Source organism: Romboutsia hominis, assembly GCF_900002575.1.
GTDB lineage: Bacteria > Bacillota > Clostridia > Peptostreptococcales > Peptostreptococcaceae > Romboutsia_C > Romboutsia_C hominis.
In genome coordinates, this window is sequence record NZ_LN650648.1 from 1,626,796 (window position 1) to 1,650,858 (window position 24,063).

20 protein-coding genes, 1 pseudogene and 1 riboswitch are annotated in these 24,063 nt (G+C 25.4%); of the genes and pseudogenes, 4 read left to right on the plus strand and 17 right to left on the minus strand.

The window, feature by feature from the left end; all coding sequences use genetic code 11:
- Positions 1 to 77 precede the first annotated feature (77 nt).
- Positions 78 to 1,091: a TDT family transporter gene (locus FRIFI_RS07860; RefSeq protein ID WP_092925499.1), complete on the minus strand. Its 1,014-nt coding sequence runs from the start codon at positions 1,089 to 1,091 to the stop codon at positions 78 to 80.
- Positions 1,092 to 1,445: 354 nt separating this feature from the next.
- Here FRIFI_RS07860 and FRIFI_RS07865 point away from each other — a divergent pair, with 354 nt between their 5' ends.
- On the plus strand, positions 1,446 to 1,613 hold the full coding sequence (locus FRIFI_RS07865) for a DUF2922 domain-containing protein (protein WP_166506255.1): 168 nt from the start codon (positions 1,446 to 1,448) through the stop codon (positions 1,611 to 1,613).
- Positions 1,614 to 2,049: 436 nt separating this feature from the next.
- Positions 2,050 to 3,789, plus strand: a complete 1,740-nt coding sequence (locus FRIFI_RS07870) for an ABC-F family ATP-binding cassette domain-containing protein (RefSeq protein WP_166505537.1) — start codon at positions 2,050 to 2,052, stop codon at positions 3,787 to 3,789.
- Between the two features lie 237 nt (positions 3,790 to 4,026).
- On the opposite strand, the gene FRIFI_RS07875 is transcribed toward FRIFI_RS07870, so the two are convergent.
- The 3 genes from FRIFI_RS07875 to FRIFI_RS07885 form a co-directional block, all read right to left on the minus strand.
- Positions 4,027 to 4,287: a hypothetical protein gene (locus tag FRIFI_RS07875; RefSeq protein WP_166505538.1), complete on the minus strand. Its 261-nt coding sequence runs from the start codon at positions 4,285 to 4,287 to the stop codon at positions 4,027 to 4,029.
- Between the two features lie 162 nt (positions 4,288 to 4,449).
- Positions 4,450 to 4,524: a YoaP domain-containing protein gene (locus tag FRIFI_RS15545; RefSeq protein ID WP_166506256.1), complete on the minus strand. Its 75-nt coding sequence runs from the start codon at positions 4,522 to 4,524 to the stop codon at positions 4,450 to 4,452.
- 17 nt (positions 4,525 to 4,541) lie between these two features.
- Positions 4,542 to 5,354 (minus strand): MerR family transcriptional regulator, encoded by an 813-nt coding sequence (locus FRIFI_RS07885; protein ID WP_166505539.1) that lies wholly within the window; start codon positions 5,352 to 5,354, stop codon positions 4,542 to 4,544.
- Positions 5,355 to 5,658: 304 nt separating this feature from the next.
- On the opposite strand from FRIFI_RS07885, the gene FRIFI_RS07890 reads away from it, so the two are divergent.
- On the plus strand, positions 5,659 to 7,035 hold the full coding sequence (locus FRIFI_RS07890) for an MATE family efflux transporter (protein WP_166505540.1): 1,377 nt from the start codon (positions 5,659 to 5,661) through the stop codon (positions 7,033 to 7,035).
- A gap of 109 nt (positions 7,036 to 7,144) precedes the next feature.
- Here the strand turns inward: FRIFI_RS07890 and FRIFI_RS07895 are convergent, their stop codons facing one another.
- From FRIFI_RS07895 to FRIFI_RS07955, 13 genes and pseudogenes are all read right to left on the minus strand, one after another.
- Complete coding sequence (locus FRIFI_RS07895; protein WP_166505541.1) at positions 7,145 to 8,035, minus strand: FAD-dependent oxidoreductase; 891 nt, start codon at positions 8,033 to 8,035, stop codon at positions 7,145 to 7,147.
- 4 nt (positions 8,036 to 8,039) lie between these two features.
- Complete coding sequence (locus FRIFI_RS07900) at positions 8,040 to 9,461, minus strand: NAD(P)/FAD-dependent oxidoreductase (protein WP_166505542.1); 1,422 nt, start codon at positions 9,459 to 9,461, stop codon at positions 8,040 to 8,042.
- 191 nt (positions 9,462 to 9,652) lie between these two features.
- Entirely contained in the window at positions 9,653 to 10,216 is a 564-nt protein-coding gene (locus tag FRIFI_RS07905; protein WP_092925483.1) for a PepSY domain-containing protein, read from the minus strand.
- A 206-nt stretch (positions 10,217 to 10,422) separates the two neighbouring features.
- Entirely contained in the window at positions 10,423 to 11,451 is a 1,029-nt protein-coding gene (locus FRIFI_RS07910; protein ID WP_166505543.1) for a threonine aldolase family protein, read from the minus strand.
- A 271-nt stretch (positions 11,452 to 11,722) separates the two neighbouring features.
- Positions 11,723 to 13,651, minus strand: a complete 1,929-nt coding sequence (locus FRIFI_RS07915; RefSeq protein WP_166505544.1) for an FUSC family protein — start codon at positions 13,649 to 13,651, stop codon at positions 11,723 to 11,725.
- A gap of 210 nt (positions 13,652 to 13,861) precedes the next feature.
- Entirely contained in the window at positions 13,862 to 15,250 is a 1,389-nt protein-coding gene (locus tag FRIFI_RS07920) for an MATE family efflux transporter (RefSeq protein ID WP_166505545.1), read from the minus strand.
- Between the two features lie 230 nt (positions 15,251 to 15,480).
- A complete protein-coding gene (locus FRIFI_RS07925; protein ID WP_166505546.1) occupies positions 15,481 to 16,686 on the minus strand; it encodes a zinc dependent phospholipase C family protein in 1,206 nt (401 codons plus the stop codon).
- A gap of 180 nt (positions 16,687 to 16,866) precedes the next feature.
- Positions 16,867 to 17,739, minus strand: coding sequence for a DMT family transporter (locus tag FRIFI_RS07930; RefSeq protein WP_330383730.1), 873 nt, complete (start codon positions 17,737 to 17,739; stop codon positions 16,867 to 16,869).
- A gap of 84 nt (positions 17,740 to 17,823) precedes the next feature.
- Positions 17,824 to 18,948 (minus strand): hypothetical protein, encoded by a 1,125-nt coding sequence (locus FRIFI_RS07935; RefSeq protein WP_166505547.1) that lies wholly within the window; start codon positions 18,946 to 18,948, stop codon positions 17,824 to 17,826.
- Between the two features lie 131 nt (positions 18,949 to 19,079).
- Complete coding sequence (locus FRIFI_RS07940; RefSeq protein WP_166505548.1) at positions 19,080 to 19,871, minus strand: EcsC family protein; 792 nt, start codon at positions 19,869 to 19,871, stop codon at positions 19,080 to 19,082.
- 135 nt (positions 19,872 to 20,006) lie between these two features.
- Positions 20,007 to 20,897 carry a homoserine O-acetyltransferase/O-succinyltransferase family protein gene (locus FRIFI_RS07945; protein WP_166505549.1) on the minus strand — a complete coding sequence of 297 codons (891 nt, stop codon included), beginning with the start codon at positions 20,895 to 20,897 and terminating at the stop codon, positions 20,007 to 20,009.
- Position 20,898: 1 nt separating this feature from the next.
- Positions 20,899 to 22,137: pseudogene (locus FRIFI_RS07950) on the minus strand (O-acetylhomoserine aminocarboxypropyltransferase/cysteine synthase family protein); the annotation flags it as partial.
- A gap of 89 nt (positions 22,138 to 22,226) precedes the next feature.
- Positions 22,227 to 22,330: riboswitch (SAM riboswitch) on the minus strand.
- Between the two features lie 182 nt (positions 22,331 to 22,512).
- A complete protein-coding gene (locus FRIFI_RS07955) occupies positions 22,513 to 23,070 on the minus strand; it encodes a hypothetical protein (RefSeq protein ID WP_092925465.1) in 558 nt (185 codons plus the stop codon).
- A gap of 238 nt (positions 23,071 to 23,308) precedes the next feature.
- On the opposite strand from FRIFI_RS07955, the gene FRIFI_RS07960 reads away from it, so the two are divergent.
- A complete protein-coding gene (locus tag FRIFI_RS07960; RefSeq protein WP_166505550.1) occupies positions 23,309 to 23,908 on the plus strand; it encodes a hypothetical protein in 600 nt (199 codons plus the stop codon).
- The last annotated feature ends 155 nt before the right edge of the window (positions 23,909 to 24,063 follow it).

A 24,063-nucleotide genomic window follows, 5' to 3' on the forward strand; every position in this document is an offset into this window, starting at 1 on the left:
TATATCCCCTCCATTTTTTTAAACTTGTAAAATTCCTATTTATATATCCTTTTTATCAAATATTTCTTAAACTTTTATTATTTTTCATTAGAATATATAGTTCCACCAATTAATTCTTCTTCTTTTTCTAAATAAGCTCCAAATTTTGGATTTATTGCTTTGAAAAACAGATTTATAAAATTTAATAATATAAAGAATACTACATATGTTGCTATAAATATTTCTATATTTCCTAATAATTCAAATACATTTCCTATTATTTTATAACCTATTGCTCCAAAATATGTTGATAATTTAAAAGCTGCTAATGTTGCAATTGCTAATGGGAATGTAAATGCTGCATATGTTGGTTTAAATCCTTCTTTGAAAAGCTTTAGTATATATCCGTAAACAACTACTAGAAGTATTAATCCAGTTATTATTAACCAAGTTAGCATATATATATTTGGATTTGGATCTATAGTTAATATCCCAACTATTCCAAGTGGAGCTGGTGAACAAACTATACCAACAGTAGGTAATTTTTTATCATCTAGTATTTCACTTTTAAATACTATATAAAGAACTAATGGTAATAGTAGTGTGTAAAATATAAATCCAAACATAAGCATAAAGTTTGCTATTGGTGGAATTATTCCTCCCATTCCTTTACTTGCCACACTTCCTGTTATCATACCTGTATATATGATAAAACAAGTTGGCATTATATTATTAAAGTTCTTTTCTTTAATTCTTATTATTGTGTAATATACTACAATAGCATAATGATATACTACTGCGCCTAACCATAAAGCACTGCATACAGTTGGAAATTGTGGATAGAAAAATCCAGAAACTAACCAAGTTACCATACCCATAGTTGGATAAAATGTTCCTATAACCGGATCTCTTAATTCTTTTAACATTACTTTTGGAAATCTTATAACTCTCATTAGCATTAATGAAAGCATTATTATTGCTATAGTTATTGCAATTGGTTTTAGATAACCGATATCTTTAATTAACCAACAATTACTAAGTGTTATAAATGCCAAACATGTGCCACTTATTCCTATGTGTAAATTTTCAAGCTTATCTAAATATCTGTTCATACTAACCACCCTCTAATTTGTTATTAATGTATTTTAATATTTATTTAAATATTCTTTATAATTTCTCAAAGTATAAAGTAAAATTTTTCCAAATCCCTTAATTTAATTAATTCCCTCTATAAATCACTTTAAAACAGTTCATATTTCAAATACTTTCTTTGAAGGCTTAAATATTTTCGATATTACAAGAGCTATTTTATCTTTGTAAGTTCACGATGAACTTAAGATAAATAAGCAAGATAATACTATCTTAAATTAGTTATCTAATAAATTTATGTACAAGGAGGTATGTTAATGTAAACTACAAAGAGATTAGTAATGTCTTTTAAGAATACTTTTTGAAGAGTTCTTTTTATATCAGTTGATGATCCTAGAGAAGGTATAAATAAAGCTGAAATAAAAGAAGTTATGGACATGATAGTTGAGAAAAATATATTTGCTCCTAATGTAGGTGATTTAGTGGAAAATGTTGAAGCTAAGATAGTTGTAATAGATACTACTGAGTTTGATTTAGCTGTGTAGTAGTTTAAGAGTTGTCTTCGGTATAGAATTTAGACAAAGGTCAAAGAGCTGCCTTTAAGTGTTTCTTAAACAAATCTTTCTCTTCTAGAATCTTCGCTTTTTTTATTACTCATCCAATCATGAATTGCAAAAAGTAATACAATACACTTGTTAAAAACAAATATATTGTCATAATTTAAATCTCTACTATGTAATATTCATCTTGGATTTACTTTGAAAAAATCCAATTTTAAATAATTGAAATTATCCTTAAAAAGTGTTATGCTATCAAAAGAAATCAAAAAATGTCGTTACTATATATAATTGATTATATATTAAAGAGCTTATTTTTATAGGCTCTTTTTATATCTTATTAAAAAAAGCAGACCTTTAGGCCATTAGCGACATATCGCTTAATCAAAGCGAATTTTTTTAAATGATAAAGAGAGGTAATTATATGATAAAAATTGACAACTTGTCCTACTCACTTCCGCAAAGAGATCTATATAATAATGTTTCATTTACATTAGAAGATGGTCAACATTGTGCTTTTATAGGAGCAAGTGGTAGCGGAAAAAGTACACTTATAGATATAATAATGGATCCAGAAAAATATATATTTGATGGTAAGTTAGAAATGAATCCAAATTTAAGAATTGGGTATGTAAGTCAGTTCTCACAACTAGACAAAATAAAAGAAACTACAGTTTTCGAATATATAGCACAAGAGTTTATCAAGCTACAAGATGAAATATCATCTATTTGCGGTGAAATGGAAACATCTTCTGATATTGATGCTTTACTAGAAAAGTACCAAGAAGCTTTAGATGCATTTAATGCAATTGATGGTGACGATTATGAGAGTAACATTAATAAGAAACTAAATCTTGCAAATTTAACTAAGCATAAAGATAAAATGATATCTGAACTTAGTGGTGGAGAATTTAAACTTATTCAAGTTATTAAGGAAATGCTTAATAACCCAGATTTAATGATTATGGATGAGCCAGATGTGTTCTTAGATTTTGAGAATCTTAACGCTCTTAAAAATTTAATTAATTCTTATAAGAAAACAATTTTAGTTATTACACACAACAGATATTTATTAAATCATTGTTTTAATAAAATTATCCATCTTGAGAATACAGAACTACAAGAATTTGATGGTAGATATGTTGATTACAACTTGTCTCTTCTTCAAACTAAAATCGAGTTACAAGAAATGGCTATTGCTGATGAAGAAGAAATTGCGAGAAATGAAGCTTTAATCGAAATATTAAGAGAAAAAGCAACCTATAATGCTGAAGCTTCTAGAGGTAGAGCTCTAAAAGCTAGAGTTAAAATCCAAGAAAGATTAGAAGCAAAAAAAATTAAAGCACCATTTGTAGATATTAAACAACCGTATATCAATTTAGAGACAAATAATGAAATTGAAGAAACTATTGCTTTAAAGGCTAGTGATTTTTCTATATCATTTGATGAAGTTCTTTTAGAAAATGTTAACTTTGAGATAAAATCTACTGATAAAGTAGCTATTGTTGGTACAAACGGTGTAGGAAAAACTACTTTATTAAAAGAAATATTTAAAAATAATAATAAATTTATTGAAATAAATGAAAACATTAAGCTAGCTTATTTATCTCAAATGCAAAGTGAAGTAGTAAATGAGTCTAATACAATACTTCAAGAGTTCTATGATGTTGGATTTGAGACTTATGGTGAAATTAGGAGATATGTTTCAAGATATGGTTTTGATTCAGATATACTTACACAAAAGATTGAATCTTTATCTGGTGGAGAAAAAAATATACTTCAATTGGCGAAGGTTTCTGCTAGTAAAGCAAATATGTTACTAATGGATGAACCTACAAGCCACTTAGATATTTATTCTCAAATGGCTCTAGAAAAAGCTATAGCAAATTATAAAGGTGCTATTTTAATGGTTTCTCATGATTATCATTTTATAGTTAACTGTGCGGATTATGTTTTACTTATTGAAGATAAGACAATTAGAAAAATGAGCATGCGTAAATTTAGAAAGATGATTTATGCTAATCATTTTGACAAAGACTATCTGCAAATTGAAGAAAAGAAAAAATCAGTTGAAATGGAAATAGCTTCTGCTTTAAAGGATACTGATTTTGAACGTGCAAAAACTTTATCTAAAAAGTTAGAAGAGTTAATTAAATCATTTTAAATAAATAATCCCTTTATAATTGACAGATTTGTCAATTTTAAGGGGTTATTTTTATCTCATAAATCAAAATTTATAGTTCACTAAATTATACAAGTCATAACTCCGTTATTTATGATACAGTTTACCACTATTTATTCTAAATAACTAGGTACTAATATATGCCTAGTTATTAAATAAAATTTGTACAACACAAACCATCTTTTGAGTTATACAAATTTTATCTAATATTTATGTTATTTACATTTTTATTCCCATTATGTATTTCATTTCTTCTGTTACATCTTTCCACTCATTCTTATTAGAGTCTTTTTTATAATCTCTGTCTTCTTTTTTTAAATCAAAAGTAATACTACAATACTCACATATATACTTATATATATCATCGTTGTTGTCATCTTTATAAACCTTTTCTAACTCTATTCTGTCGTTTTTCCTACAATATGGGCAACTTACTGTCTTGTACTTTCTAGCATCTACGTCTATTATCTCTTGTCTCATGTTTACTCTCCTTCATCTTATGTGATTTAAAATGTTATAAAGTTTTATTTTACATCTTTATTTTAGATATACCCTAAATATTTAAAATAAAACTTTGTGAAATATCGAAAATAACCTTTGTTCACATAAAATTGCATTTCACCTAGCTAGATATTTTCCAAATTACTTTTCATTTAAGACCTCATTCTTTATAAATTTTTCATTGTAATATAAGTTATATGTTGTAAATGGTGTAATTTAATTTTATAGTTATATCATATTTTTTCTATTCTCACTTCTAAACTAGTTATAAACTCATCTTCATTACTAGTCTCATATATATCAACATCATATATTTCTATAGGATCGCCTACTATCTTATAGCCATTTTCTTTTGCATAGTTATACATAGCTTTTAAATATTTTCTATTATTTTCGTATTTTCCTTTATAGGTACAACTTATGTAATCACCTTTTTTCAGGCTAAAATTAGATATTTCACTATCATCTTCTAAAAAAGCAATTACATGCTTATACTTATCTATTCTTCCTTTTTCTATACTTTTACTATCAAATATAGAACCTATATTGTTGTTTCCTATTATATAAAAATTATCTTCAAGCTCTTTTCTCAGTTTTTGAATAAGATAATCTACACTTTCATTACAATCTACATTTCCCCCAACTACTAATGCTTTTCGCTCATCATAATATTTCACTTTTAATGTTTCAAAATCATTTTTGTTGATACTTTGTTCTATTACTTTTAGCCTACTTTGAATATTTCTTTTTTGATTTAGTAATATTTCTATTTTATTTTCAATTATGTTCATTTCTTCTTTTAGCATTTTTTTAGTAGACTCTATATCCCTCTTTTCAAGATATTTTTTTATTTCTTTCATAGGTATATTTAAATTTCTAAGTTCTCTTATTAAATTTAGTTTACATACATCATCTATACTATATAATCTATATCCATTTTTATCTCTAGTTGGCTTTAATATTTCAAGTTCTTCATAATATTTGATAGCATCTCTTCCTATATTGTAAGTTTTTACTAATTCTCCAATTTTATAATAGCGCTTCATGACTTTCCTCCTATAAAAAAATTCACTTCTCTCATCTCGCCAATGATGTGACACTTACTCTCACTTTTGTAATATAAATTGTCTAAAATATTTATTTATATCACTAAAATACAAATAATGAATATACTTATATGTATGTATTTATATTAAATAAATTTAACAAATCAAATCTTCTGAATATATTGATATAACTTAATTATATCCAACATTAATAATCTTAGATTTAACAATCTTTTTTATTAAAAAGTATTTGACCTGTGTATTATACCATAGTTTATAGTTATTCTTGAAGGGAGTTGATATTATGTCTACAATAGCATTAAAAAGCAATAACAAAGGCTTAAATAAAAAATTTGTTAAATATGTAATTCCTTCTGTTGCTTCCATGTGGGTTTCCGCTTTATACGTAATGGTGGATGCTATGTTTGTTAGTAAAGGAGTTGGACCAGATGCACTTGCAGCTGTTAATATAGCTATGCCTTATACAAACTTTATATTTGCTCTATCAGTTTTATTTTCAATAGGCTCATCAGCCGTTATATCTATGGAACTTGGCAACAAGGATATTAAAAATGCTAGTAATTATTTTTCTATTACAATAGTAGGGCTAGTTATAATATCTTTTATTATAACTATAATTAGTTTATTATTTTTAGATGAAATAGCCTTATTTTTAGGTGCTACACCTGGTATTTTACCTATGGTTAAAAATTATTTAAGTATTATAATTTTATTTATCGTGTTTTACATAGTAAGTTATGCACTAGAAGTATTAATCAAAACAGATGGTTATCCCCATTTATCTACTATAGGAGTTATAATATCTGCTATAACAAATATAGTTCTTGACTATGTTTTTGTTTTAAAATTTAACTGGGGTGTTGAGGGTGCTGCACTTGCTACTGGCCTTGCACGTGCTTTTTCTTTTATATTTTTTATGTTCCATTTTTTTAGTAAAAATTCTAAGTTAAAAATTTGTAAATTTAAATTTGAGTTTAGTTACTTTAAAAGAATAATGACAATAGGTTTTTCAGATTGTACTACAGAGTTGAGTATAGGTATTGTTATACTTTTATTTAATCAGTGTATACTTAAATTCTTAGGAGAAGATGCTTTAGTAAGTTATAGTGTTATTTCTTATATAAACACTTTAGTGTTATCTACTATGCTTGGTATATCCCAAGGGATTCAGCCATTATGTAGTTATTATTATGGAACTAACGACAAATATGCTATAAAATATTTACTTCACCTTTCACTTAAGGTTGTTTTAGTATGTTCAATTTTAATATTTATAGGGTGTATGTTATTTGATGATTTTATAGTCCTTATGTTTATAGATAAATCTGATATGAATTTATTTAATTTTACAAAAAACACTTTTAAGATTTTTTCAGTATCTTTCTTATTACTAGGCTTCAATGTGGTTATATCAGGATTTTTAGCATCATTAGAAAGAACTGCTGATGCTTGTATAATATCATTAAATAGAGGTCTTTTTGCTGTGTCTTTATCTTTAATAATTATGATTTTAATATTCGGTGGTAATGGAATATGGATTTCAACAATAGCTTCTGAAGGATTAGTTTTATTATTATCAATTATGCTTTTAAAGAGATTTAATAAAAATTTAGACCAACTTACTTATAACTCTACAGCTCACGAGATAAAAACTGTATAATACTATAATCTTTATATTTCACTTAAATACAATATCCTTAAACAAAAAACTATGAAATACATAATTTATAGTAATATATGTATTTCATAGTTTTTTTAATTAGTTTACTTTATAAAAGATTGTCAACAAGTTTTTTACATTCATCTTCTATATCTTCTATATACTCATGTATATATATACCATTTCCACAAGCATATACATTATCCATAGAAGTCATAAATTTATCATTAACCTCTGGTCCTGTTGTTGATGGATTTAATTTTATATTACTTCTCATGGCAACTAGACCATCAGATAACATAGGTCTTGCAAATATTAATGTATCACATTTTACTATTTCTTCTTTGTCGTCTTTGACTAATTTAACACTCTCTATTCTTCCTTCTCCATAAATTGAATCTATTTCATAGTTATTATATACTTTATCAGTTAAACCATAAGTATCTACATCACTATCTTTAGATATTATACCAACTACATTTATATTTCTATTTTTTAACTCATCTTTTATCATATATAATGTTTTTTTATCATATATAAGTATATTTTTTCCTGGTACAATATTCCCCATATTAAGTATTTTATTTGCCATACCTACAGTAAGTATTCCTGAACATCTATCTCCTACCATATCTAATGCTTTTCTTGAACCTTCTTTAGCACCATTTGCAAGTATTATATTTTTTCCCTTTATCTTTTCTATACCATTTGCTGGATTTGTGCAAAGTATTTTATTTTCATCTTCTATCTTTATTACCATTGTATCTAGTTTTATATCTATTTCACATTTCTCAAGTTCTTTTAGTAAAAACTTTTCGTAAGTTTTTCCTGTTATATATCTTTGTTTACTTATATTATAATAACTTAAATTTAAACTTCCTCCCAATACATTATCTTTTTCTATTAATAATATATTTTTTATTCCCTTTTTATAAGCTTCTATGGCGCATATTATACCGCTAGCTCCTCCTCCAATTATAATTAAGTCATATTCTCTCATAGTCTTAATCCTCCTTAAATCCAACAGCTATTGAAGATTTAGAATTTTTATTTACTTCGCTTATATCTATTCCTAATTCTTTGCTTAATATCATACTTATAGGTATCATGCATCCTGTTCCTTGGCACCCACCCATCATGGCACGAGTTCTTCTTTTTATTCCATCAAGAGTTGTTGCACCTAATGGTCTTTTTATAGCATCTATTATTTCCCCTTCTGTAACAAACTCACATTTACATATCATCTTTCCATATGATGGATTTATAGCTATTAATTTATTTTTCTCTTCTATACTTAACTCTGACATTCTAATCATTTTTTTTCTAATTTCTTTAAAGTTTTCTTTTTCCTTTAAATTAATAATATCTGATATAATGTCAACTACGTACTCACCAATAGCTGGTGCCGCTGTTAATCCTGGTGAATCTATACCTATTACATTTATAAAATTTTTACAATCTTTAACTTCTTCAATTATAAAATCTCCACCATTTATTTTAGGTCTTAATCCACTAAAAGTATTTAATATTCTATCTACCGGTATATCCTTTATAGTTTTTTTGCTTTTATATAATATTTCATCTATACCTTCTCTTGAAGTTTCTAAATTATCATTATATTTAGCATTTGGACCTACTAATAGATTTCCATCTACTGTAGGAGTTACTAATACACCTTTACTTAATTTACTTGGAACTTGAAATAGAGTCTTTTCACATAAGTTACCTGAAACTTTATCAAATAAACAGTATTCTCCTTTTACAGGTTCTATTTCATATTTAATCTCACTAACTAGATTGTTTAAATGTGCACCACATAATCCTGATGCATTTACAACTATTTTACTTTCTATTACTTCTTCATCTTCTAAATGTATTTTATATATATTATTTTCTAATTTTATATCTACAACAGCTTTTCCTAGTATAAAATCAACTCCATTTTCTACTGCATTTTCAGCAAAAGCTAAAGCCATTTCATATGGGCTTACTATACCTGATGTCTTTACATGTAAAGCCCCTAATACATCTTTATTTATATTTTTTTCTATACTTAAAACTTTTTCTTTGTCTAAAATTTCTAATCCCTTAACTCCTATTTCTTCTCCATTAGACTTTAATTTTTTTATACTTTCTAATTCTTCTTCATTAAAAGCCAATACTAAAGCTCCATTTCTTTTAAAAGGAAATTGTAATTTATTAGCTAAATCATCCATCATTTCATTTCCTCTTAGATTTAACTTAGCTTTTAAAGTACCTTGTTTCTCATTGTATCCACCATGTATAATACCACTATTAGCTTTTGATATTCCTTCAGCTACATCTTTATTCCTATCTATTATAGCTACATCTAAGTCGTATTTTGATAATTCCCTAGCTATAGCACAACCTACTACTCCTGCCCCTATTACAGCAATGTCTTTCATATTAGTTCCTCCTTTGTAAAGAGCATTTTAATTTCTTCAATTGTTTAATTTATAACTATATTATATTATTACTATTTTCATAAGTAAAATTGATAATAATAATGATAACCATCAATATTTTATATGTATAAAAGTAAAATGAAAAGTGTAATCATATAATAATTTCTTATTAAATAATTACACTTTTCATTTTAGTCATTTATCTCTAATTGTCCATACTCTTTATCGCTTTTACTTATCATCTCATGACTAAATTCTTTTACTTCTTTAGTTTTAGCATTCACAGTTATTTCATATTTTTCATTACCTTTTACAAGTACTCCTTTATATTCATCACCATCATGATCTTTATCTAAATGAATACTTTTTATAGTAGCATCAGGAACTTTTTTTAACATTATATCCTTAGCTTCTTTTTCACTTATTAGTTTTTCGCTACTGTTATTTGTTTTATTGTTTGTATTATTATTTTGAATAATTTCTTGCTCATATTCAACTATATCACCAGTTTTTGCATCTACATCTACTTCATAGACTACATTATCTTTAGATACTTTTGAATTATATTTTGGTGTATCATCATTTTCATAGGCTATCTCTACTATATTTCCATTTGGTACTTTTTGTAGTATTATTTCTTGCGCTTGTTCTTGTGATAAAACGGCATCACTATTTCTCATTAGCCAATAACTTAATCCAGCTCCACATATTACAATTACCCCTAGCCCTATGGCTACTGATTTATTAAATTTCATGATATTACTGTTATAAAAATTATAACAGTTTCACCTCCTCTATGTCTTATCAATATAATTCCTTATTATTAGTTATATAACCATTTTTTACATATTCAAACATATTTTTATTTCTATAGACTATAATCTTGATTTTATAGCTTTTCAATATACAAATAGTGCTATATCCTCTTTATATAATTTTAGATATAGCACTAAAGTATTTATTAGATAGAATATTTTTCCAAATCTTCAATAAATTTTATAACATTTTCTTTTTGTGTTGCCCAAGATGTAACGAGCCTTATACATGAACTATTTTCATCTATTTCACTCCATAGACTAAATGAATAATCTTCTTCTAGCTTTTCTATAATTTCATTTTTAAATATTGGGAATAATTGATTAGATGGTGAATCTACTAAAAATTTATATCCTAATTCACTAATTTCTTTTTTTAATATATCTGCCATGTCATTTTCATGCTTACCTATTTCAAAGAATAAATCATCTTTAAATAACTCTAAAAACTGTATCCCAAGTAATCTACTCTTAGCCATCATTGCACCTTTTTGCTTTATATTAAATCTAAATTCTTCTTTTAATGAATCCTTACATATAACTAAAGCCTCTCCAAATAATGCTCCATTTTTAGTTCCACCTATGTAAAATGCATCAGTTAAATATGAAATCTCACTTAAAGTTAAATCATTTTCTTTAACACATAATGCAGAACCTAGTCTTGCACCATCCATATATAATAATAAATTATTTTTTCTACAAACATAACTTAATTCTTCTAGCTCGCTTTTAGTATATATTGTTCCTATTTCTGTTGAATTAGATATATATACAAGTTTAGGCTTTACCATATGCTCATCAGTATGTTCTTTAAGTACTGATAATATATCTTCTTTTTTTAATTTGCCATCTGTAGAATCAACAGAAATAACCTTGTGTCCTGTTGATTCTATTGCTCCTGTTTCATGTACTAATATATGACCAGTATTAGCCGATATTACTGCCTCATAAGGTCTTAAAAATGCAGAGATAGCTGTTAAATTAGTTTGAGTTCCTCCACATAGAAAATGTATATCTACATTATCATTTTTTAACTTTTCTTTAATTAATTCACTCGCTTTTTCACAGTAAGTGTCTTTTCCATAACCTTCACTTTGTTCTAGGTTAGTTTTTACTATTGCCTCAAGTATTTTAGGATGTGCCCCTTCACTATAATCATTTTTTAAACTATACATATTTCCCCCTATTTGTGTAGATAATTATACTTTACTTAATTCTACCATTTATTAAATATTTTTTATATACAGTAAATATATTTAATAAAAATTTGTTTCTCTTAAAATATGTGTCAGCAAATCATCTCAAAATACTTTTTTACATTTTATGATATATTTACATATCTTATATGTATGAGTTATCAACAGTTTTATTCTTAGTATTAAATCCTTGTACATAAAAAAGTACTCTCTATATCTATTAAAAATTATAGAAAGCACTTTTTATTATTTAAGCTATATTTAATTTTTCAATAATTTCACTTTCAAGCATATCTATATCTTTTTTATCTAAGTAAATTCTATATAAACTTATTATTAATGATTTTTCTAAGTCATTTTTAGAAGTTTCAAAAATATTTTTATAAACCTTAAATAAGTCTTCTTCATTTAAATTTGGATTTAACTTTTCTAACAATTTTTTTATTAAAATAGACTTATCTTTAGAACTTCCACTTATTAATATAGTAAAGTTTATATTTGTAAAAATATCATTTTGCTTACTTAAAAATTCTTCAATACAACTTAAATTCATCTGTTTATTTATATAATTAATTCTCATCCAAAAATAATTATTTTTTATTGTTATTGTTTCTATATCCTTCTTACTTATAGTTCCTTGAACTATTGAATCTAGTGTCTCATTATCAAAATCTACATATTTTTTCATAATATTTTTCATATCATTTTTAATTCTATATGGAAACACCATATTCATAGCTAACCAAGCAACTATAGCTGCAATTAAAACAAATATAACTCTATCCTCTAATAATTTAAATATAACAGCACTTGGTTGAAGCATTTTTACAGCTAATATAGCAGTCATAGTTGTAAATATACATCTTATATTATATTTTTTTATAGATAAGGCAAAATATAATGCTATTAAAAACACGGCTCCGATTAGTATTATATTTTTGTCTATCATTCTATATATTAATTCAAATATTATAGCGCCTACAACTGTTCCCACAACTCTATCAATAGCCTTTTTACTTCCTTGTTCTGCATATGGAAGCAATATTAAAGCTAATGAAAGTACTATCCACTTACCTTCGTATATATTAAAATAACCTACTATAAACACAAATGTAGAAATTACTAAAGATGCCTTTAAGGCTATATTAAATCTTAGAGATGACATGTTAAAATTGTTTTTAAATATATCTATATTTGATTTTAACTTTTTTTGTAAATTTAATCTCTTTCTTATCTTCTCACCTCTAGATTTATCTTCTATATATCTACAAGTTTCATCTATAGCTAACCTTAAGTTATAGTAATTATATCTAGCTAAATCACCTTCTATATTTTCTAATTCTAATTCATTATAGTATTTTCTAAATGTAATTTTTATATCTTTTATATCTTTTTTACCTAAGATATATAAATTTACGTCTTCAAGAATACATTTTAATTTTAGTAATCTATCTTCATATATTTCATTTTCCTTTATATAACTTATGGTAGTATTTATTTTTTTTAATAGTATTACTATTACTTCTAATATATATATATCATCTAATTCTTTACTAGATTTTTCTATAACCTCATATATATTGATTTGTATAGTTTTAAGTAAGATACTTACTTTTTTGTTTTCATTTTTTATATTTTTATTATCTAATAATAAATCTATCTCTTTTTTTATTAAGTCTATAGCACCTGTAATTTGCTTATCAGTAACTTTATAAAAATTATATTTAGTTATTATATAATATAAAGCCATTATCACAAATGATGAAAATATAAGAGCTAATATTCTTTTAGGCATCTGTGAAAATGTTACTGGATAATAAAGTAAAAGTATATATAACATCATAAATCCAGCAGTTTTTGGCGTTTTAAGTTCATAGCTAAATCTATAATATATCCAAAAGCTTAAAATCAAGCTAACTATATATGCTAAAAAAATATCTAAACTTGCAATATAAGCTGCAACTCCTATAACTATTTGTATCAAAGATAATATGATTATTCTTCTTGGAACATTTATTGTGTGATTCTCACCAAACATGCTAGCTGCTATAGAAACTGTCGCAATTCCTATTAAAACATTTTCTTTTCCAAATATCATAAATGAAAATATAGCTATTGCAGATATAAGAAATATTTTCATATTTTTTATTTGTTTTTTAATGTCAATTTTCACTTTCATCACCTTCTTATAGAATTTACGTACTTCTTTAAGTATAAATCAAAAATTTTATTTATAGTATATTTTTAGTTTTTTTTCTAATTTTTAGATTATTAATTAAATTCCAACTCTATTTTATGCAAAAAAATCTAAGCAACTTTATAATTAATATAAATCATTTGTATATAAAAAAAGTACTTACTATAAATTTTATAGAAAGTACTCTCTTCTTTAATACTGATGACTTAACTCTCCTTTAGTATTATAATCATCATATAATTTCTTTTTTCTTTTCATAAATATAAACACACCAAGCATCAATATTCCCTTAATTATACTACTTATAGTTATACTCCACCAAACTCCAGTAAGTCCAAGTAATCTTGGATTTGATATTAAGTAAGCTGTTGGTACTCTAAGTCCTGTAAATATAATACTTATTATAGATGGTATTGAAGTTTTACCAAGTCCTTTAAAAGCTCCTGATGTTATTATTTCTATACACATAAACAATTGAGAATATCCAAGTATTTTAAGATAAATAGTTCCTTCTTTAATAGCCATTTCTTCTTGTATAAATATAGTAAATACCTGCTTTCCTAAAAAGACTAATATTAAAGTGTTTATAAATCCAAGTATTATAGCTAATATTAAAGTTAACTTAAATCCTTTATTAACTCTGTCAAACTTTTTAGCCCCATAATTTTGCCCAATAAAGCTAGATAAAGATGAAGATAAACCTTCTGCTGTCATCCATGATATAGACTCTATTTGAGATCCTACCTTTTGAACAGCTACTGCTACTGGTCCAAATGACGCCACAACCACTCCTAGTAACATAGAAAATCCTGTAAACAATCCACTTTGTAGAGCTACTGGAAGCCCTACTTTGTATAGTATTTTATAATATGTTATTTCTATATTTCTAAATAGTTTTATTTTAAAATATCCATAATCATCCTTTTTTATTCTATATATAAATAAAGATGTAACTACTATTTGTGCTACGACTGTTGCAATAGCAGCTCCTGCTACTCCAAGTTTAGGAAAACCAAACAAACCAAGTATAAGTATTGGGTCTAGTATAATATTAGTTATAAGACCTACCGCATTTATTTTAAATGGAGTTTTACTATTACCCATTCCATTAAATATAGCTGTAAATACTGGATTTATAAAATAAAATATCATTCCTAAAGATACTATATATAAGTATGTTCTAGACATATCTATAACTTTTATATCACCTAATCTAAAAAATCCTATTAATCCTTTATTAAACACTATTAAAAATAATGTATATAATGTTGATAGTATAATATTTATTTCTATAGCTGATTTTATATAAGATCTCGTTTTATCAAGATTTCCTTCACCAATACTTTGTGCAACTTTAACTTCCCCACCAATTTTGGATATCATTACAAATGCCATAGCTAACCAAGGAAAAAATCCTGCTGTTCCAACTGCTGCAACTGCACTACTACCAGCCTTGCCAACCCAGATCATATCTATCATGTTATAAGCCATTTGTATAAATGACGTCCCCATTATAGGAAGTGCTAACTTTATTAATTTATCTAATATCTTACCATTAGTTAAATCTATTCTCTTTTCCAAATATTTCACCTCTTTTGTAAACAAAATAAACTAGATTAATATCACTTAATAGTATGTATTTTTAAATATAACTTAAATAAAAAGCATACTTATAAAAGTATATCAGAATTTTTTTTATTTTCAATATAATTAAATTATTTATACATATTTTTAATATATTTTCTATTATAGTAAATAAAGCCTTAAAGTGGTTAAATATTATTAAATCCAACTTTAAGGCTTTTTGCTATTTACTTATTTATACTATATGTTTCATTTCCTCGTAATGTTTTATGTATATTTTTTTCTAATATGACCTTTCCTCTTGATAAGATTTTAATATTATCAACACTCCAATCATCACCATTAGTAACAAAATTATTTTTTCTTATCCAGAAGTTATTTATCTTACTTAAATCAATATTTTTTCCATCTTTAAGCTTTATTATATAATTATCTATTTGACCTTTTTCAAAATCATTTCCTGCATTATCTAACTTCCATTCATATTTTTTATTATCAGAAGTTTCAAATCCAAAATATACGAAATCATCAGTTCCTGCATATTTTTCATTTGAAGTTTTTAAAATAACATTAAATTCGTTTAAGTTCTTAGTATCTGAAGAATCTATTATAGTATTAGATACTTCATTTAAAAATCTATATATAAGCTTAGCTGAGCTTATCTGAGAGTTTTTCATAGATTCTACTGCCGAATATTCCCAATCTTTTATTGAATTTTTCATTGTTGAATAACCATAATATAAATTCTTAGCTTTTTTTGCATATTCATAAGAATTTTCACTCATCCAAGCATCAAAATCTTTATTTTCTAATGCATATTTATAAGCACCATTTTCTGTATTATAATTCATTGAATCTATTGCATAATTTTCTTTTCTTTCTTCAACATAACTTTCAAACTTTACATGTCCTATACTATCAACAGCTGTAATATTGGCTGCATGATAAGGAGTATTCAGATCTCCAAGATAATGTAATCCTTGTCCTAATAAAAAAGTAGCTTCTTTATAATTACCTTTTTCCCACTCATTTTTTGCATCAGTTGTAAATTTTCTAACTTGTGATTCTGCATTATCATATATAGGTGATGCCACATACCACTTATTATCAAGTGTAAAATTATTTTTAGTATCTGGATCCCAAAAATGATCTTGATATAAATCATAAGCATTTGGATCATAATCTGGATATGTGGATCCAAGTTGTAAGTCTCTTAAGTTAGATTTTAGAATATCAAGATTTGACTTTAATAATTGCGGTTCTGATTTGCTTAAATCTTTTTCAATCATTTTAACTGCTTGAGTTGCAATTAAAGCGTGCGTTCCTGTCCCATCTTTTTTACCATCCCAAGCATAAGATGTTGAGCCCATAGCTACAAATAACATTGAAATTACAAATGCTTTTGCGCTATTTTTCTTTATATTTCTTATCATGGCCTTATTTTACCTCCAAATATTAAAATACTTTATAATTAAAAATATATAAAAACGATTTCTCTTTCAATATATTTACATATTTTGTAACTTTTTGTAATTTTTTATAATTTTTTGTATTTCTTCAAGGTAAAATCATTATTTTAAATAATAATTAAAGTGAGGTATAACAACCTCACTTTAATTACATTCTTCACTTTTTTTATTGTACATAAACATATAAAACGATGCGCTAAATATTACAAAATATCCAAATACGCTAAACTTATCGGGAAATACACTAAATAATACTACACTTATTATTGCAGAGAATATTATATTAGAATAATCAAATATAGATATCTCTTTAGCTGGCGCATATTTATAAGCCCAAGTTACACCAAATTGGCCTACAGTCGCAAATACCCCTGCAAGAAGTAAATACATAAGTTGTATCATACTCATTGGCTCATAAGTCATAATCATTATCGGAAATATTACAACTAATGAGAATAAAGAAAAATAAAATACTACAGTCGCTCCATTTTCTTTTTTACCTAATACCCTAAGACAAGTGTATGCTGATGCCGCACATAAAGCACCTGCTACACCCACAATTGATGGTAACATTTCTAAATCAAATGTTGGTTTTATTATAAATAAAGCTCCTACAAATGCCACTAATACAGCAGCTATTTGATTAGTTTTTATCTTTTCTTTTAAAAATAACGCAGAAAATATTATAACAAAGAATGGACTTAACTTATTTAACATATTGGCATCTGATAACACCATTCTATCTATTGCATAATAATTAAATATTATACCAAGTGTGCCAAATGCTGATCTTAAGTTTAATAATCTTCTATTTTCCCTACTTCCAAAATAACTTTGTTTTGCTTTTGTAACCATTATAAATGCTACTACACAAGAAACTAAATTTCTAAAAAATGTCTTTTGAAAAGTTGGTAAGTCTCCTGCTAATTTTATAAAAGCCGACATCATAGCAAATCCAAATGCCGAAACTATTATACATATTATACCTTTACTTCTGTTACTTAACTCTGCCTGCACGATATACCTCCTATGTAATTTTTTTATTTATCTTTTGTATGCAATTATTTATTATATATTAAAAAAAACTATCTAGCTAGTTTTTTATATAATCTCGCAATTATAATCCCACGTTAAATTGCCTGTATTTATATTATATAAATTATACTCTTCTCCAAAAAAAGTCAGCAGTATCTTTTTACCTTCAAATGCCTCTAAACCTCCATTTATGTCTATTCTCTTAAAAATCTTTTTAGCAAATACTCTGCCAGTAGCATCTTTTAACTCAATCTTAAAGTTATTAATATCATTAATAGTATTTTCTGTTAAGTTTAGTAAATATCCATTAAGGTATAAAGTATTTTTTTCTTCAAATATATTATTTACTATTAAATTCATACTATCTTTATTTACCTTAAAATCTCTTGCAGAATAAATACTATTTCTATTTAAATAATTACCTTTTAAATTTTTAAAGTCATAATTATTTACATCTTTTTCAGTAATAAATTTATTATATCTTTGTCTTTTCCTATAATTATAATCGGTAAGTAATAATCCTTTATATATGTTTTTTATATTTGAATCTATTAAGTTACTATACGTTTGTATAATACCTAATGTATCTGCATTAGATATTCCGACTACTCTTTGTTGTATTAAGAGTTCATAATAATTATTGTAAATTTGCTTTGTGGGAAAAATTCCATTTGGTGCATCTACATATGCGTCAACTGCATTTTTAAGCTTACTATTAGGTAAATATAAATACTCCAGATATTCTTTTTCTTTTGATGAAATGTCTATTGTATATTTTTTCTTTCCACAATTTACGCTTACCTTATAATCATCTTTAAAAGTTGCGCTACAATTATTATTTTTATAAAATATATCTTGGTTAAATATCTCTATTAATTTACCATCTTCATATTTATATATAACTCCAATTTCAAATCCTCCAGACCCCCCGAATCCGCCTCTAACCATTATTTCTGATTTATTGTCTCCTGTAAAATCTCCTAAAAATAGTTGCATATTATAACCAGAATATTTGATATTAACAGTAATATGCTCACTATTTTCTGGTTTTAAAATAAGTTCTATATTATCGACATAGGAGATTCCTTCAAAAGGATATACTCCTACTAATATTACTTCATCTTTTGAGTTTACTTTACTTATATTCCCATAACTACTATCTATTAAAACTTTCTTTGTAGGGCTTTCCATGGCTACTCCCCCCCTAAACTATTTTACTCTAGTTATAATATCTTATGAGACTTTATATATTAATGTTATATTTAAAATACACATTATAAACTTACACAAATTAATATACTAGTCAAATTACTTGGCATATATTATAAAGTTATTTTATTAATAAAATTTTTATATTTTGTATATATAAAGTTTTCCTTCTTAGCCTCGTGGTCTTTATCATCTAATATTCTCATATGATAAGCATATATTGCATATTCACCTAGTTTATCTACTAATTTATTGTTTACATATGCCCCAACAAAAGCTCCTATTCCTGGCACTAACTGAAATAACTTTGCTAAATCAATGTAATCTCTATACTCTTGTTGAAAGCTTCTCCAATCAAATGCATTAATATCATCAGATAACTTATGTTTAAAATCATCAAAGCATTCCATATTTTCAAATACATAGTTTACATGCTCTTTACTTGAAAAAGCAAGCTGAAATATGTTTAATATATATAATCTTTCTTTATAATCATTTGTATCAAATCCATATATGCTAGCAATTTCATAAATAAGCTTTATTTTTATACTAAGAAGTAATGGAAAGTCACAAAGCCCTATAAATATGCCTCCTGCCCCTGTTCCAGCACCTTCTATCATAGCAGTTCTCTTATAAATTTTTATCTTTTCAAGAGCTAGATTATCTCTTTCTTCTAAAGATATATCTAGTATAGGTTTTTTAGTAGTATACTTAGACCCAAATAAAACCATTTTAGTCATATTTTTTATAGCTACAGTTAATATTTCGTGGTACTTTTGAGGTAAAACGGAATTTATTTTATTTTGAGTTTCTTTTGATGCTTTATCTATTATAGATGGTTTTTTTCGTATTTTCTTTTTCCATTTTTTTAATTCTTTTAGTTTAATCTCATTATAATTTTGCATTTTTTCACCTATTTAAAATTTATATTAATTATTTACATAATATATTTATTATACATATAGATTTTTAATATTACTATGTACTTATTTTTCCAAACTAAACAAGCTAGTTATCTAACTAGCTTGCTTAATTTCTTATTAAATTATATTAATCCAATTGTTGTATATCTTAATGCTGTGTTCCATCCAATCTACACTTATTCCTTTGTTCATATCATCTTCAATAAAATAATTTTTAGGTATATCTATATATATTTTTTTATTTCTATCCCTTATATACTCTCTTTTCAAGCATTCTTTATCGTACTCATGATGTCCAAATATATAATAGTCATTGTACTTCCCTTTTATAATATGCTCTATACCTTCATCTGTTGTTGATAGTATTTTTATAGATTTACAATTTTTTAAATCTTTCCTATTTAATATAGTGTGCCTAGAATGAGCACATATAAAACCATTATTTATATTTTTAAGTATTTCATCATCACAAAGTATATTATGCTTATATACTCCAAATATCTTCTTATCAAGTATCTCTTTATTTATTCCATATATATGATTTAAACAAGCCTGTGCTCCCCAACATATACTTAACATACTTTTTAGATTTTTAATAGAATAATCAAATATATAATTTAATTCATCTATATATTTAACCTGTTTGAAATCTATTTTTTCAATAGGAGCTCCTATAACTATAAGTCCATCTAAATCATATTTTACTTCATCAAAGGTATAATAATTTTTCATCAAATATAGTCTATTACAATTTTTGTATACGTGCGTTTTAAGCCTTATAAACTTTATATTTATATCCTCATTCATTTTTGAAAATAACTCTAATAAATGAGCCTCTGTCTCTACTTTATTAGGCATAAGATTTAGTATACCTATAGTTTTACAATGAGGGCTGATCTTATCTAAACTAAATTTTCTATATAACTTTTTATTATAAATTTTGTTTTCTATTATACAACTATCTACAAATTTGGCTCCATTTATTTTTTTACAAAGATATACAGTCATATTATATTTCCTTAAGTGCTATATCAAAGTCATTTATTAAGTCATCTATATTTTCTATTCCAACAGATACTCTAATCATCTCTAAACTAACTCCACACTTTATCTTATCTTCATTAGACAGTTGGCTATGAGTAGTGCTAGCTGGATGAAGTACTGATGTTTTATTAAATCCAAGATGTATTGCTAAATCTACTAATTTTAAAGATTTTATAAAAGTCTTAGCTTCATTTATTCCACCTTTTATACCAAATGTTAATATTCCACTTCCACCTTTTAAGTAAGTTTTTACTTTCTTATAATCTTCTCTACTTTCTAAGTATGGATAGTTTACCCAACTTACTTTTTCATGATTTTCTAAATACTTTGCTAATACTAAAGCATTTTGACTATGTTTTTTCATTCTAAGATGAAGTGTTTCCAATCCTAGATTACTTAAAAATGGATTAAAAGGGCTCATTGTGCTACCTAAATCTCTAAGCAGTGATGCTCTTAACTTTGTTATATATGCACTTTTCCTAAATTCTTCAACATATTTAATATCATGACAACTAACATCTCCATCACTTAATAATGGATATTTCCCATTATCCCAATTAAAATTACCACAATCAATAACTATTCCTCCAAGTGCCACTGCATGACCATCTATATATTTTGATGTAGAATGTATAACTATATTTGCACCAAAATTTATAGGATTACATAAATACGGGCTTGCTACTGTATTGTCAACTATAAAAGGAATATCCCCCTTTTTAGCTATTTCACTTAATTTCTTAAAATCTAATATATCTAGTCCTGGATTTCCTATAGTTTCTCCATATATAGCTTTAGTATTTTCATCTACTAAGGATAGTATATATTCTTTATCATCATTATTGGATACAAATTTTGTTTCTATTCCAAAACTTCTAAGAGTTATATTAAATAAATTATAAGTTCCACCATATAGTGATGATACTGATATTATATTGTCTCCACTTTTGCATATATTTAAAATAGCTAAAAGCACCGCCGATTGTCCTGAACTAACTGCAACTGCTCCGACGCCACCTTCAAGATATGCTATTTTTTCTTCAAAATTTGCTACTGTTGGATTGCTTATTCTACTATACATATGGCCATCTGCTTTTAAATCAAATATATCTGCCACTAAGTCTGGATCTTCATATTTGAAGGTTGTACTTTGAACCAAAGGATACACCATAGGCTCCCCAACATTTGGTTTATATCCCCCTCTTACACATAAAGTTTACTTGTTATAATTTTTCATAAAAAAAGCCCCCTTTTATCTAGGAAGCCTTTTATTAACGCAACAAATCAATATGCCTTTTATCTCTCAGGAAAACTCCTGCAGGATTTAGCACAATTCTAACTAAGTTAGCTGTTGCCAGGCTTCATAGGGCCAGTCCCTCCACCATTCTTAATAAAAGACTTTCTACTTATTTTTATTATTTAATAAGTATTATATATTATAATTATCGAAATTATAATTTAATAAATTAATTTATATATATATTTATATGTATATGTTCATAAAATATTTTATACTATAACTTACCATTTTTGCTTAATTATTGATTATTCCAAATTACTATATTCTATAAAATTTTGTCTAGTTTTGAGTTTTTACTACATATTTATTTCTAACCTCTTTAGGTAGAATATTCCATACATAAACTGCTAAAGAGAAATCTAACATACTATGTATTATAGTTCCAACTCCTATTAATCCTATAACAGATACTAAAAAACCTTGATTATAAAATCCTTCCGAAAGGTTTGATGAAAAATAAAAAGGTATAATTACTAAAACTTCTCCAATAGCATGAATTAATCCTATAACAAATGAATATCCTAAAGAACTTTTTATACTCTTTATAAGATCCCTATTTTTGTTTAAGTAAATACACCCAATACTAACAAATAATAAATGACTTAGTGCTCTAATTACAATTGGTAATGGGAAACCACCAAATAAAAAACCTATTGTAGTTCCAAGTGTTACAAATAGAGCAGTCTTTGATGATATAAACATAGCTATAAATATTGGTATATGACTAGCTAATGTAAAAGATGCCGGTTCTAATATTATTTTAATTGGTGAAAACATTGGTATAATAATTCCCATTGCACATAAAAGTGCTGATAATACAATATTTTTAGTTCTCATATCTCTCCTCCAAATATATTTTTTAATTTAGTATATTTAATTCATATTACATGTGTCTTTACATATATATTTACAGTTTAGTGACTAAATTTATAATTGTCAAATACTTTTTTATGTTTATTCATTTAAGCTTGCTTGCATATATAAAATTAATTTATTCATATTTATAATTTTTTAATATTGATAATATCAACTAATATGCTATAATTTACATAAATTTTCAATGAGTGGTGATATTATGAATGAATATATTGGGATAATCATAAGAAATCAAAATGATAAGTTTTTACTTTGTGATGGAAGCTTTTATATAAAAACTAAATTAGATTCTAATAGGGATATTAAGAATATAATAAAAACCGAAATATACAATGTATTAGAAAAAGACATATTTAAGATAAGAAAAATTTTTGAAGAAAAAATTATTCATATATATGAAGAAATAACACTTTACTTAGTTGATGTTGGAGTTTATACCAATGACTATGATTTTATGTCAATAGACAAGATAGTAAGTGAAATTATAAATTTTGATGATAAAAATTTTTTTAATGAATATATATTAAAACCTGAAGAATACTCTAACATACTCTCAACTACATTTACTTTGCTTATGCTTGTTATCACAGTTAATATATTTCATTTACCACAATTTATACATAATATTTCTTCATATACTCTGAGTGGATTTTCACTTATTTTTATATATTCAATATTTAATAAATACTTAAAACCAAAGTTAATAAAATACTTATCTTACTTTAAATTTAATGTTAAAATTGCTAACTATATAACATCACTTTTACTAGTTATATATTGTATAATAACTTTATTTTAAATACTAGCTATCTATATATGAATCTATAATCAAATTTTTAAGTAAAATATAATACAAAAGCTACTTTAACTTTATATAATTTAATGATTTTTTATTCTTTTATTATCAATTCATCCTTTACTTTATAAAGATTCAGCAGTATAATAATGCCGAAT

Bases quoted from the DNA above. Each gene is read 5' to 3' on its own strand.
- FRIFI_RS07955 (WP_092925465.1), bottom strand. From the start codon at position 23,070: ATGAGAACTAAAAATATTGTATTATCAGCACTTTTATGTGCAATGGGA.
- FRIFI_RS07900 (WP_166505542.1), bottom strand. From the start codon at position 9,461: ATGAAAGACATTGCTGTAATAGGGGCAGGAGTAGTAGGTTGTGCTATA.
- FRIFI_RS07905 (WP_092925483.1), bottom strand. From the start codon at position 10,216: ATGAAATTTAATAAATCAGTAGCCATAGGGCTAGGGGTAATTGTAATA.
- FRIFI_RS07960 (WP_166505550.1), top strand. From the start codon at position 23,309: ATGAATGAATATATTGGGATAATCATAAGAAATCAAAATGATAAGTTT.
- FRIFI_RS07870 (WP_166505537.1), top strand. From the start codon at position 2,050: ATGATAAAAATTGACAACTTGTCCTACTCACTTCCGCAAAGAGATCTA.
- FRIFI_RS07890 (WP_166505540.1), top strand. From the start codon at position 5,659: ATGTCTACAATAGCATTAAAAAGCAATAACAAAGGCTTAAATAAAAAA.
- FRIFI_RS07895 (WP_166505541.1), bottom strand. From the start codon at position 8,035: ATGAGAGAATATGACTTAATTATAATTGGAGGAGGAGCTAGCGGTATA.
- FRIFI_RS07915 (WP_166505544.1), bottom strand. From the start codon at position 13,651: ATGAAAGTGAAAATTGACATTAAAAAACAAATAAAAAATATGAAAATA.
- FRIFI_RS07885 (WP_166505539.1), bottom strand. From the start codon at position 5,354: ATGAAGCGCTATTATAAAATTGGAGAATTAGTAAAAACTTACAATATA.
- FRIFI_RS07945 (WP_166505549.1), bottom strand. From the start codon at position 20,897: ATGACTGTATATCTTTGTAAAAAAATAAATGGAGCCAAATTTGTAGAT.
- FRIFI_RS07875 (WP_166505538.1), bottom strand. From the start codon at position 4,287: ATGAGACAAGAGATAATAGACGTAGATGCTAGAAAGTACAAGACAGTA.
- FRIFI_RS07910 (WP_166505543.1), bottom strand. From the start codon at position 11,451: ATGTATAGTTTAAAAAATGATTATAGTGAAGGGGCACATCCTAAAATA.
- FRIFI_RS07940 (WP_166505548.1), bottom strand. From the start codon at position 19,871: ATGCAAAATTATAATGAGATTAAACTAAAAGAATTAAAAAAATGGAAA.
- FRIFI_RS07925 (WP_166505546.1), bottom strand. From the start codon at position 16,686: ATGATAAGAAATATAAAGAAAAATAGCGCAAAAGCATTTGTAATTTCA.
- FRIFI_RS07860 (WP_092925499.1), bottom strand. From the start codon at position 1,091: ATGAACAGATATTTAGATAAGCTTGAAAATTTACACATAGGAATAAGT.
- FRIFI_RS07935 (WP_166505547.1), bottom strand. From the start codon at position 18,948: ATGGAAAGCCCTACAAAGAAAGTTTTAATAGATAGTAGTTATGGGAAT.